The organism is Chitinophaga sp. ARDCPP14 (assembly GCF_051362515.1).
Lineage (GTDB): Bacteria > Bacteroidota > Bacteroidia > Chitinophagales > Chitinophagaceae > Chitinophaga.
Genome location: NZ_JBKIXB010000003.1, coordinates 495,945 through 508,020, shown reverse-complemented (window position 1 = coordinate 508,020; position 12,076 = coordinate 495,945). Strand labels below are relative to the sequence as shown.

The window sequence follows — 12,076 nt, the reverse complement described above, 5'->3', positions numbered from 1 at the left end:
TAGATTGAACTATTCCGCTTTTAATCGCAGATGGGAAATAACTTCCTCGGGTTTCCGGTATTCATAGGTGATCTTATCATCATCTTTTACTTTCTGAACACCTTCGAGCAGTATCTTATCAGTTTCTGAAATGCCGTTTTCAACTACGTACATGTCGGGCATCTGCCCACGGATGGCAATGTTCCTGGATTTTACCATGTTGTTTTTGTCAACCACAAAAACATATAATTTATCCTGGATTTCGTAAGTTGCCTTTTGCGGTATGACCAATGCATTTTTAAGCGGAATGGTCATGAGCACTTTGCCTGTTTCTCCATTCCTTAAAAGCTTGTCAGGATTTGGGAATCTTGCCCTGAAGGCAATATTTCCGGTTTCATTGTTAAACTCACTTTCAATGGTTTCCACATCTCCTTTATATTGGAGGGGCTGGTTATTGGCGAGCAGCAGGCTTACTTTGTTGCTTCCGCGGCCTTTTGCATTGGTGGCATAGTCGAGGTATTCCGGCTCAGATACATTGAAATAGGCGAACATCTGGCTGTTGTCTGAAAGGCTGGTCAGCAGGCCACCTTCATCGATAACGCTTCCCAGTTTGAATGGAATACGGTCAATGGTGCCATCGAACGGCGCCCTGATTTCTGTGAACGAGAGGTGGAGTTTCGCCAGTGCCATTTCGGCCTTTGCCTGGTCAAGTTTGGCCTGCGCCATGGCCTGCTCATTTTTTGACACCACATTTTTATCGACCAGGGTTTTGGTATTCTGCAGTTCTATCTCTGCTGCTTTGGCTTCTGCCTCTGCTTTCTGGAGTTCCGCCTCATAAACTTTCGGCATGATCCTGAACAGCAGCTGACCTGCTTTTACAAACTGGCCCTCATCTACATAGATGTTCTGGAGATACCCCCGTTCCTGGACCCTGATCTCGATGTTCCTGACAGATTTTATCTGCGAAACATATTCGTTGGTAAATGAAGTGTCGATTCTTACCGGGCTGGTAACGGTAAACTTGCCCGCCTCTTCTTTTACTTCTTTTTTTGATTTACAGCTTGTATGGCATAACATGACAAACAAGCCCGTAAACATGACAATTCTACTCATAATATTAAATGGATATTAAGCGATGGGATGCTTGTAAGGCAGGGATGCCTATGGACGCAAAAGGATCAGTCGCCGGAGCGGGAGCCCGGAGGAAGTAAAATGAATATACATCCGCCAGGCATGAATAATCACACCCTCGGTAACTGATGTATACTATTGATCAGATTCTTAAAACGCTTTGCGTAATGTATCTATTGGAAAGATGCCCCAGATAAGGTGTGGGGGCTTTAAAGCATTTATGGAGATAACTTAAAACGTCGAGGTCGGGGAGTGTCAGGTAATACCTGGCCAGCAGTTTATATTTTCTGGCCAGAAAATTATTCGCATCTTCCTCTTCAATGTCATCACTTATCAGGCATTCTTCTTCATTGTCTAAATTGCTGACAACAGAATTATCCTGGTTGGTGTCGGTAAATTTAATCCGGTGTTTGTGTTCAACATTCCTGGCGAAAGAGTTGGAAATATCGTTATGATGGGTAGCTGTAAAAGCATAGCCTTCCCCCCGGAGCAGGAGGAAACACAGATATGCGAAAAATATAGCTACTCTCATTTGGGGGCCAAAAGTAATAAAACTTTGAGAGCAAACGAAAAAATCATGAGGTTTTGCTTGTGAAGAAACTGTTATTTTTCGTTTGAGGTGTTTTTATCAAATATGATTAATTATATGAATGTATTTCCCGGAGGGCCCGGAAGCCGTTAGTGGGCGGCATCTTAATCGATGCCCAGGTCACTTGTAAAAGATTTATCAGGAGTTATCTCATAGTAGTCAACGCCTGTTTTGGCAACGGTAATACCCATTACGATAACATATACTTCATATTTACTTTTGATCTCATTTTTATCAATCAGCGTTTTGAAGTTGCGGGCGCATATGGAGGTTGTGAATTGATCGATGGTAATGGTAGTCCAATCATATTTCGGTGCGCGGGCAAAAATATCAGGTTGGGGTACTTCAAGCCGGAGATGGTTTTTTAAAGCTGACCAGCTTTTTTGATCACCAGGAGAGAGGTAGGTGGAGATTTTGTCGGTCAGCTTAATCTCATGATTTGTTGATGAGATACTATCAGCCACCTGTTGAAAGACCTGCGCTTTAAGATCCATAGCATGATCAGCAACATGCAAATGCTTCGCTGCCACATCGACCATATTCTGAACCGTAAAGATTTCCGCCGCTTCAATATCCGGAATCTGAATGCCGAAATAATTCTCAATTTCGACCAATAGGTCAATGCTGTCCAGTCCCATTATACAATATCTTTCTTCGTTAAATCCCGGTGTTTGCCTCCCCAGGCACTTAGCTGTTTAAAGATAGGACCGAACTCCAATGCCATTTCAGTGAGTTCATATTCCACCCGTGGAGGCACTTCCGCATATACGGTTCGTTTAACCAGTCCGTCCTGTTCCATTGCCCGTAACTGCAGGGTTAACATGCGTTCCGTAATGTAGTAGAACTCGTGTTTCAATTCACTAAACCTCATTTTCTTCTCCGCTAATTTATCCAGGATAAGAATTTTCCACCTGCCCCCGATTTTATTCACGGCATAGGTAAGATCACATTCCACAATGATGTTTTCATTGCGGCTATAAGTTGAGTTTTTCTTTCTGGTTGCCATTACTTACACGTTTGTTAGTACCGTACAATTGGTTGTATAGCCTGTAAATTTAGATGCTACCCGCTACTTTTACAAAGAAATTTTCAGCCGTTGTTTTTGGGTATGAAAATGAGTTTTACAAAGATTAATCTAAAAATATGGATCTGTATTTAAGCGGGAAAACCGCAGTAGTAACGGGCGCCAGCCAGGGAATTGGCCGGGCAATTGCAAAAGAACTGGCTATTGAAGGAGTCAGGGTCCTGGCCGTTGGAAGAAACGAAGCGTTGCTGGATAGCTTTAAAGCGGAAGTGGCAGGGGCAGGTGGCATGGAGCCGGTCATTTTTGTCCAGGACCTGGTTGCGCCGGACGGGCCACAAAAGATTGCCGCCGCGGCGTTGTCCATTTTGGGGCACGTGGATATTCTTATTAACAATGCGGGCCGTAGCCGGCCGGTGGATGTTGTTGGGCCGGAGGAGCCGTGGGTAGAGTCGATGACACTGGACTTTGATCGCCAGCGGCAATTAACGCAACAGCTGTTGCCCCATTTTATAGCACGCAAGCAGGGGGCCATCCTGAACCTGATCAGCACGTATGAATTACGCACCATCAATGTGTCGGCGATAGCCAAAGCTGCGGTGGTAGCGTGGTCCAAACAACTTTCGGGTCAACTGGGGAAATATGGTATCAGGGTCAACTGCCTGCAGCCAGGCTTAATAGATACAGAAAATATACGGCCCTACTTTCCGGGCGAGGAACGCCGGAAATTTGCGGAGCGCGAAATCCCGCTGGGTGATTTTGGCACACCACAGGACATGGCCAACATGGCTGTTTTCCTGGTGTCGCCCCGTGCAGGGTATGTTACTGGTGCTGTTGCCACTGTTGATGGAGGAATGCGTTATCATGCGTTCTGATCAATGCCTTATGCTACATCAGGGGTTGGCGGATCCGGAGGGTAATGGATGGTGGTGAAGCTTATGATCTCGACAGTTACGTTGCCGATAAAATCCGGGTATTGTGAGCGAAGTAATGGAAACAGTTCTTCGGGCGCTTCATCACTCACATAGTAAGCATTAAACTGCTCTACAGACAAATTTAACCGGTCAGCGATCTGGGAGTGGGTTACTATAATGCTGTTGTCCTTTGCCCTTTGTTTTAAGGCCCGTATAGTTCCCCGGAAGGTTTCCTTCCGTGTGCAGGATTCTTCGTCTTCGTAGTCTTCTTCTGCCATCATCAGGAATAGTTGCTGGTGAATTTAAAGCTATTCAATTTTTTGTATCCTCACAAACTTTTTAATGGCTGCATTTAAAGTTTAGCTAAATTCATAGGTGGGAACGCTGACCTACCTCGAAGGACGCATATGACGTAAATGATTATACGGTGATTTCCTCCGGAATTATAAATCTCAAAGAATGGAAAAAATGATAGAAAGAAAAATAATGATCAATGCTCCCGTGGCAAAGGTGTGGAAAACCATTACAGATGTTAAGTTAATGACACAATGGATGGGAGGTGCAGAGCTAAATCTCAGTGTTGCAACTACCTGGGAAGTGGGATCACCATTAGTGGTCAGCGGCTTTCATCATGCAAAGTTTGAGAACAAGGGAACGGTGCTGGAATATTCACCAGAACATGCAGTGAGTTACGACTTTTTAAGTTCATTGTCCCGGTTGCCCGATGCCAGGGAGAACTATACCGTTATCCGGTTTGCACTGGCGCCAGAGGAGGAGCATACTTTGTTGTCGCTTACACTCACTAATTTCCCCACGGAGACTATATACCAGCATTTGAATTTCTATTGGAATGGTACGCTGGGGATTCTGAAAAAAATGATGGAAGGTTAAAAAGCAAGTAAAATATTCGGTTGGTTTCCCAAAGCTGGTCATCAGACCGGCTTTTTTTATTCGATAAAATTCGCGTTATCAAGATTGAATTCTGCTGATAATCAACTTGTTGGAAGCGATATTTACTTTTTCACCTGATACCTGTTCTCTTTTCCCGCCAAAAAAAATTCTCCAAATATTTTGCGCAACCGATTAGTTGCTTATATTTGCAACTGATCGGTTGCATGAATAAATTACGGAGAAATGAGAAGAGATGTTTTTCAGGCTATTGCCGACCCGACCAGACGGGCCATCATATTACTTATTGCGGTTCAGGCATTGACACCCAACGCCATAGCTGAACATTTTGAAATAAGCCGGCAGGCTGTTTCGAAACACCTGCGCATCCTGACGGAATGTGAACTGGTGAAACAGGAACAATCCGGCCGGGAAATTTTCTACCAGCTAAATGGTAATAAAATGCAGGAAATTGACAAATGGCTCGGGCAATTCAGGGAATTATGGGAGGGGAGATTTAATGAACTAGACCAAGTATTGTTAACTATAAAAAACAAAAAGAAATGAGTAAGAACTTATCATTTGATTTTTCTGTAAACAAGGAGAACAACACCATCACCGTTAAACGGGAATTTGCCGCGGAACTTCCTTTGGTTTGGGACGCCTATACGAAAAGCGAAATCCTTGACCTCTGGTGGGCGCCAAAACCCTGGAAAGCCAGAACAAAAACAATGGACTTCAGAGAAGGCGGACATTGGCATTATGCCATGGTGGGCCCGGAAGGCGAGGAACATTGGGCATTGGCCACCTACAAAAACATCCAGGTCCAGAAAAAATTCACGGGGCTTGATGCTTTTGCAGATGCAGCAGGAAATATCAATAAAGAGATGCCGCAATCGGAATGGAACGTCACCTTTGTTGACAAAGGGGCCGTAACACTGGTGCAATTGCACATCTCTTATGCCGATCTTGCTCAACTGGAAGCAACCATCCAAATGGGTTTCAAAGAAGGTCTGGGAATGGCTATGGAAGGATTGGACGAACTGTTGCCATCATTAAAAAAATAGAATTTCTCCACAACTCATATTGCGGATATACAGCAGATAAAAATGAAATGTATATTTACGGAAAATAAAAACTATGAAAAACAAAATCCTATTTGTCGTAAGTCTTCTTTTCGGACTTATGTTTATTAACGCGGGACTGAACAAATTCTTTAACTACATGCCGGTACCCAAAGACATGCCTGAAAGCATGATGAAGTTAATGGGCGCCTTTATGCAGATAAGCTGGTTAATGCCGCTTGTTGGAGCAGCTGAAGTGATAGGCGGTGCGCTTTTCATTCCTAATAAAACCAGGGCACTTGGCGCAATAGTTATTCTCCCGGTAATGGTAGGAATTGTTTTAACAAATATCTTATATGCTCCTTCAGGGCTGCCTATCGCACTTGTGATGCTGGCAATTAATATCTGGGTAATCATTGAAAACCGGAAGAAGTATTTGCCAATGGTAAGCTAAGTAGTGCATTGAGATCATTTAAAAAGCCTCCAGGTTATAGAACCTGGAGGCTTTTTGTTTCTTAAACCGGAAGCAGGGTTAAGGCTGAACGTTATACCGGCAAAAAAGATGCTACCAGTACACAAACTGGTAAGGATCAAAGAAACGATATCCTACCGGGTAAAAACTGTCTCCTTCCGTTGCATTGGTTTGCGCCTCGCCGGCTTCCGGATACGCCATATTAGCCCAGAAACCAAACCCGCCTTTGCCGGAGGCAACTTTGATAGTGAGAATATTTTCACCTGCGGAAAGAGAAACCGGGAGGATAAATTCGTTTTCCCTTTTCTGGTGGTTAGCGTCTACACGCAGGATGGATTTGCCATTCAGCCATACTTCCATCCAGTAGTCAACGCCCATACGAAGAATGGCTTTTTGTGCCACCGGGCTGTTCATACTTTTGGTTACATACGCTACCGCATTATCGTCTTTGCCGCCGAAGACTTTACTGAGGTCTACAAAGCCATGCTGACTGGCATTCACCGTTTGCCGCCAATCCAGCACTTTGCCCTCTGCTGTTTTATAAGTAAGGTTCGGATTCTCCGCGCCGGCAATAGCATCCTGCTGCCCCGGAAAAGTAGTCGCCAGTACCTTCGCGCCGCTGGATGTATTGGCAGTATAAGGTCCCAGCACTTTCCAGGAGCTGAGTGTTTGGAAAGAAAGCGGGCGGTTTACCTTACAGAGCCTGCGGGCAGTTGCAGGGGAAGGAGCAGCGCCAAGATTGGTGAGCAATTGTGCTGTCAACTGATGCAGGCGGATCACACTTAACCGGACGGCTTCCTGTTTCTCAGGAGCATTTGCATAACGTTGCGCCAGTTGATCCGGGGTTATTTGCAGATAGATGCTTTTGCCCTTACCGGTGTTTATTACTGAAAGAAGCCCGTCACATAATGAGGATGAAGTAAACGCGGTTACCTGTATGGTATCCCGCCACCGTAACAGGTTGGGGCCGATGGCCCTGAGTAGCTGTCCGGCTTTTCCAGGCTGCGCATGTACGATAGTTTTAGCGATCGTATTTAATCCCTGCTGTGATAAAAATGATGGCTGCTGTGGAAGATAAAATGCAATGCCACCGGCGGCAACAAATGCCTTGACCTGGGGCGGTATGGTCGTTTTGCCTGCACCAAATACCCATATGGCATTGCCGGCGCCGGGGACTTCCCGCAGGGCGATGCCCGCATCGGTGAGCAGTTTCCTGCCGGTGCTGTCGCCGCTATAATATACCTCGCGTAAACCGGGAAGCGACGGCGCCTGCGACGTAAACAGGTTTTTTGCCAGCAGTGTGGCTGCTGGATCAGTGCCAACGCGGCCGGTAAGATCGAGTGAACAAAAAGTTACTTTGCCTTTGCCATACCGCCATTCCAGCAACGGCGTGTACGCCATATCAAATTCAGTTTGCAGGATAGGCGTGAAGCCCGCCACTTCAGGGGTTTTCAGTACTACGGAAGCAACCGCATGGCGATTGGTCCACTTTGGCGCATGCTGCGTGTCGTAGCTTTTTACCTGCCTGCCTTCCGGTAAGAGGTCGGGACTGCCCCGCCAGTTGATCATATCTGCCGGCTGCAATCCCGCCAGGAGCGCACTTTCCCGGTCACGGATAAAAGTATAACGCGGCATGGTTTCTATCGTTTCAAAACCCATACCTTCCCATACGGCAGGTGACTGTTCCAGTATAATCACACGCAAACCGCGCGCAATATCTTTTTCATTATACGGCAGCGTGTCCCCCGGCTGCAGGGCCTCGCGGCCTATCACCAGTATGGCATCAGAGGAGATACGGCGACCTTTCTCCCATGCAGAATATTGTATGCCCAATTGCTTCAGTGATGCTGCCGATTTCCCCGCAGGATCATAAAGCAACACCGGTGCTTTCACCACAGCAGGTGCGGGCCGCGGGAAAACAGTGAGGGCAAACGTATCGTTAGGCACCCCGGCAACGGCAAGCACCAGTTGCATGTCCGCCCGGACAGTTACGGGCGGCGCTTTCAGCGAAAGCGGAAACTGCTTTATTTCGCCGCCATTTACCGCCAATGATACAGATCCCTGCTGAAACACTTTATCGCCTTGTTTAAGCATCCATTTTGCTTCCGGCGTTATTTTATGAGGACCATCCCATACTACGGCCACCGCTTTTTCAAAAGTTTCGCCGCTAAAGAAGGTATGCGTTTTATCGGTGTGCGCCGGCGAACCGGCCAGGTAAACCAGCAATGGCTGATTGGCCTCCTTGAAAATATCGAAGCGTGGGTTGGCCCATGAAGGTTTGCCGGTAAGTGGAGCGGTGAGTGATTTGTAACGTTGTGTGAAGCTTTTCAGTTTTTCCCCGTTGGGATTGCCATAGCCTTCCAGCAGCCAGTACAGCCAGCCTCCGTTGACGCCCCACGTGCGCCATGCACGGTTGGTATTGCGCGTAAATAATTCCTGGAAGCGCCAGAAACCGGGATACTGTTGAAAGTCCATTTGTTCCCAGGTAGCGCTGCTGGCAGCATTGCTTTTTTCTATCGTTTGCCGCAGCCCTTTTTCTCCCTCAGTGGCATAGGCGGCATCACCGAGGTACATGGATAAATATTCCGTGAGCAGGAACTGCTTTCCCTTCCAGAAGTTATTCCAGTAAGGAGGTCCGAATTCAACGGCGGAATAAGGCATATTACCTTCCCTGGCCCAGGCCATCGGCCATTCTTCCCTTTCCTGCAGGGGTACAAAATTCAGGTACACGTTGGCGGACGACATGTCGCCTACGCTGCCATCGGCATGCGCAAACACCAGCCGCGTGGGATCTTCCTTTTTCACGATGCTGCACGCCAGGTCTATCACCTTGCCTTGCGTGGAATAAACGGAATCGCGTTTCCCCATCCTGGCCGGATCAATATTTGATTTTGGATTGGCGCTGTTCATAGCTATCACCCAGGCGAGAATACTGGGGTGATTGCGGTAATGACGGGTAAAGTAAGCAGCTTCTTTTTGATAGTCGTTCTGCAACTCCGGATCATGCAGCAGTTTATCACGCAGCACGGAAACAGAAGGGCCTGGCACAGTACAGCCCATGCCCGTACGGTCCATCTCCTCGAGCATGTCTTCATGAAGGAGCGGCGTTTCTGCATCGTTCAGCCACCACAGTTTATGATGCGGCTGGAACTGTCCAACGTTGTAGCCAATCAGCCGGTAAAGCGACAAACCATATTGATTCGCGCCATACACATCTGTAACCCGCCAGCGCGAGAGATGACCGTTCATAAACAGCTGGTTGCCGGCAGTCCATATTTCCCTGAAACCGAAGGTCACTTCCGGGTAACGGCAAAGCGTTTTACCGCCCTGCACCAATGCCACTTTTGCCTTGTAGAGGTAAGGACTATCCAGTTCCCAGCACACTGGGTTTTGCCATGCGGCCGTTAGGCGGTACACGTGTTTCCCATTTATCAGCTGCATTGTTTTATTGGAAAGAGTGAGTACCCGTTTACTATGCTGATCAATGATCTCCGCCTCCAAGTCGTAGGCGCCGCTTACATTTTTGGCATCCACCTCTACTTCAAGCGTCAGCATTTTATTCCTGAAAGAAGTAATACAGAATACATCGATGATGGCCTGCTGTGCCCTGGCAATAATTGTAACAGGCGCCGTGATGCCCATTGGCCAATCCGCCATGGGAATGATGTTTCCCGCACCGTGCCTCGACACATAACGAAGCGGATCTTCTGTAAAGCCCCGGGAGATGCCGTTATAATCCCTGGTAACAAAAACACGGAGCGTGTTGGGTTGTCCGTAATGCAGGAATGGACCCAGGTTTACTTCACCACCGGGCCGGAGCACTTCTCCTACACGCTGCTGGCCCACAAATACAACAGCGTCGCCCTCTATCCGCCGGAAGTCGGCGATCACATTTTTGGGCTGCCAGTCAGCCGGGATGTTTACCTGCTGCTCATACCACAAACTGTTTACCTTATCCTGCGGCGTGTCGGCCCAGGCGCTGTTTTTACCGGAGGTGATCCTTCTCCAGTCGGTGGCGGCAACAGTGCCCCATTTGCTGCTATCGGGAGCAATATTCTGCGATTGTGCGGGCTGTACCTTCCAGGAACCGCTCAGTCGAAGCGTGTCCTGCGCATGTCCTGCAAGGGAGACCAGGAGGGCGGTAAAAGAAGCAATGATACGGTTGTTCAAAATAGTAAAACTTAAGTGCTGCATATACAACGCATCTTTAGGACTTAAATTCTACGGATATGGGTGAACGGTAAAAATGAATTATTTCAGGTGCAGCACGTTACCCTTGTAATAGTACTGAACACCAGAGGAAATAGCGATATTAGTGAGGAACACATCCAATGGCTTACGCTTGTCGATAGCGCCGGACAGCGTTTCGTTGGCCAGTGCCGGGTTGTCGAATATAACAGGCACTTCAAACCAGCGAGAGATGATCACGGCAATGCTGCTTAATTTTTCATCACGGAAGTGGGTGGTGCCGTCCATCCACGACAGGGTATTGTAGGTATCAAAAGAGGTGGTAACAAATTTTCCGTCTTCATATACCGACTGATAACCGGGAGATAATTTTACTTTGATATCTTCTTTGCTGCTGACTACCGCCCCATCAACAAGAGACGTGGTAACCTTTGCAGGGTCGTAGGCATGGATGTTGAAAGAGGTACCCAATACTTCCACCCTTGTTTCACCGGCATGCACAATAAAAGGTTGCTGCTCATTTTTTGCTACTTTAAAATAGGCTTCGCCAGACAGGTATACCTCCCGGTTACCGCTCTTGAAAGCATAGGGGAAGCGGAGGCTGGACTGTGAGTTTAACCAGACTTCCGTTCCGTCTTTCAAAACTATTTTATAATCCAGTTTTCCCGGTACCATCAGCGTGGCCCATTCATCTGCTGCATTTTCCGGCGCAGTATAAGTAAGACGGTTGCCGCTGGTAACCAGTTTTATAGCACCCGCCGTAATGGTGTTGCCGGCGGAAGCAGACAACGGGATATCTTTCCCGTCCGACAAGCGGAGCAGCAGCGTGTTTTGGGCGAGTGGTAAAGTTGCTGGCCCGGAAGAAATATTTCTGCCGGAAAAATACCAGATCCCGCCGGCAGCTATAATAAGCAATACAACGGCTGCGGCTACACGCCATTTCCGTAGCAGGAATACTTTTGAATGCGATCGCAGTTGCGGTTGTATGTTGTTCCAGCCCCGGGTTTCATCGATACCGGCCATGAAGCGCCGGCTTTTATCATTGTCCAGTTCCTCCCGGATGTTATGCCACATATCGGCTACCGCCGCATCATTTTCAATGGCAGCGGTCACCAGCCGGTTGTCTTCTTCGCTGATAGACCCGGTTACTTTTTCAAAAAGTAATGCTCTTATATGTTCTCTGTTTACTTCCATCTGTAACTTAAAGACGATTTTTGCGCAAAAACGGGTGATCGTTATTTGTAGCCCGCAAACTTTTTTTGTAAGATTTTTAGTGCCAGCTTAAGATGCGTTTTAACAGAGTTAATAGTAATACCCATTTCTTCTGCCGCTTCTTTATACTTTTTATCTTCCAGGTAAACCAGGCTGAAAGCCCGTAAGCGCTGGTTAGGAAGCTCATTGAGGAGAAGGTCCATCTGTTGTGCAGTCTCTTTATTCTCTACAATATTTTCATTGATCTTATCTTCCAGTGTATTGGCATACGCATGAAATCTCTTATGCTCATTTTTTCCCTTCTCAATAAAACTGAGGCATTTATTACGGATAGCAGTGTGGAGGTACGACTTAACGGAGTAGGTAATGTTAAGATACAGTTGTTTATCCCATATTTCGATGAAAAGGGATTGTACCTGATCTTCCGCTTCTGTTTCATCCTTTAACAGGTAGTAAGCGTCAACATTCAGTGATTTGTAGTATTTCTTAAATAATTGTTCATACGCTTTTATATCACCCTGCCGGAGTTGATGCAATAAAAGCCCGTCGTCGTTATTATCCATGAAGAGATACTTATTAACGTGGTAAAAATCTCTATAACGTGTACTTAAAGTTAAT

13 protein-coding genes are annotated in these 12,076 nt (G+C 46.8%); 5 read left to right on the top strand and 8 right to left on the bottom strand.

Translation table 11 applies throughout. The features are described 5' to 3' along the window. Positions 1–9 precede the first annotated feature (9 nt). The 4 genes from ACLHR0_RS11185 to ACLHR0_RS11170 all read right to left on the bottom strand — a co-directional run bounded on the left by ACLHR0_RS11185 (position 10) and on the right by ACLHR0_RS11170 (position 2,705). Positions 10–1,092: an efflux RND transporter periplasmic adaptor subunit gene (locus tag ACLHR0_RS11185; protein ID WP_429048423.1), complete on the bottom strand. Its 1,083-nt coding sequence runs from the start codon at positions 1,090–1,092 to the stop codon at positions 10–12. Positions 1,093–1,252: 160 nt separating this feature from the next. Further along, positions 1,253–1,642: a hypothetical protein gene (locus ACLHR0_RS11180; RefSeq protein WP_370910682.1), complete on the bottom strand. Its 390-nt coding sequence runs from the start codon at positions 1,640–1,642 to the stop codon at positions 1,253–1,255. A 161-nt stretch (positions 1,643–1,803) separates the two neighbouring features. After that, on the bottom strand, positions 1,804–2,337 hold the full coding sequence (locus ACLHR0_RS11175; RefSeq protein WP_436486566.1) for a hypothetical protein: 534 nt from the start codon (positions 2,335–2,337) through the stop codon (positions 1,804–1,806). Next, entirely contained in the window at positions 2,337–2,705 is a 369-nt protein-coding gene (locus ACLHR0_RS11170; RefSeq protein WP_436486564.1) for a winged helix-turn-helix transcriptional regulator, read from the bottom strand. Before ACLHR0_RS11170 ends, ACLHR0_RS11175 begins: the two co-directional genes overlap by 1 nt. Positions 2,706–2,842: 137 nt before the next feature. Here ACLHR0_RS11170 and ACLHR0_RS11165 point away from each other — a divergent pair, with 137 nt between their 5' ends. After that, a complete protein-coding gene (locus tag ACLHR0_RS11165; RefSeq protein WP_436486562.1) occupies positions 2,843–3,595 on the top strand; it encodes an SDR family NAD(P)-dependent oxidoreductase in 753 nt (250 codons plus the stop codon). Between the two features lie 8 nt (positions 3,596–3,603). Here ACLHR0_RS11165 and ACLHR0_RS11160 read toward each other — a convergent pair whose 3' ends face one another. After that, a complete protein-coding gene (locus ACLHR0_RS11160; RefSeq protein ID WP_436486560.1) occupies positions 3,604–3,915 on the bottom strand; it encodes a hypothetical protein in 312 nt (103 codons plus the stop codon). 178 nt (positions 3,916–4,093) lie between these two features. Here ACLHR0_RS11160 and ACLHR0_RS11155 point away from each other — a divergent pair, with 178 nt between their 5' ends. The 4 genes from ACLHR0_RS11155 (at position 4,094) to ACLHR0_RS11140 (ending at position 6,040) form a co-directional block, all read left to right on the top strand. After that, positions 4,094–4,525, top strand: a complete 432-nt coding sequence (locus ACLHR0_RS11155; protein WP_436486558.1) for an SRPBCC family protein — start codon at positions 4,094–4,096, stop codon at positions 4,523–4,525. Positions 4,526–4,768: 243 nt separating this feature from the next. Further along, entirely contained in the window at positions 4,769–5,089 is a 321-nt protein-coding gene (locus tag ACLHR0_RS11150) for an ArsR/SmtB family transcription factor (RefSeq protein WP_370910687.1), read from the top strand. After that, complete coding sequence (locus ACLHR0_RS11145; RefSeq protein WP_370910688.1) at positions 5,086–5,589, top strand: SRPBCC family protein; 504 nt, start codon at positions 5,086–5,088, stop codon at positions 5,587–5,589. Before ACLHR0_RS11150 ends, ACLHR0_RS11145 begins: the two co-directional genes overlap by 4 nt. 73 nt (positions 5,590–5,662) lie before the next feature. Beyond that, positions 5,663–6,040, top strand: a complete 378-nt coding sequence (locus ACLHR0_RS11140) for a DoxX family membrane protein (protein ID WP_370910689.1) — start codon at positions 5,663–5,665, stop codon at positions 6,038–6,040. A 111-nt stretch (positions 6,041–6,151) separates the two neighbouring features. On the opposite strand, the gene ACLHR0_RS11135 is transcribed toward ACLHR0_RS11140, so the two are convergent. From ACLHR0_RS11135 to ACLHR0_RS11125, 3 genes are read right to left on the bottom strand one after another with little or no spacing between them, the layout of a single operon-like run. Further along, positions 6,152–10,252 (bottom strand): hypothetical protein, encoded by a 4,101-nt coding sequence (locus ACLHR0_RS11135; RefSeq protein WP_436486555.1) that lies wholly within the window; start codon positions 10,250–10,252, stop codon positions 6,152–6,154. A gap of 57 nt (positions 10,253–10,309) precedes the next feature. Further along, entirely contained in the window at positions 10,310–11,440 is a 1,131-nt protein-coding gene (locus tag ACLHR0_RS11130; protein ID WP_436486553.1) for a FecR family protein, read from the bottom strand. A gap of 41 nt (positions 11,441–11,481) precedes the next feature. Further along, complete coding sequence (locus tag ACLHR0_RS11125; protein ID WP_370910692.1) at positions 11,482–12,021, bottom strand: sigma-70 family RNA polymerase sigma factor; 540 nt, start codon at positions 12,019–12,021, stop codon at positions 11,482–11,484. Positions 12,022–12,076: the final 55 nt, after the last annotated feature.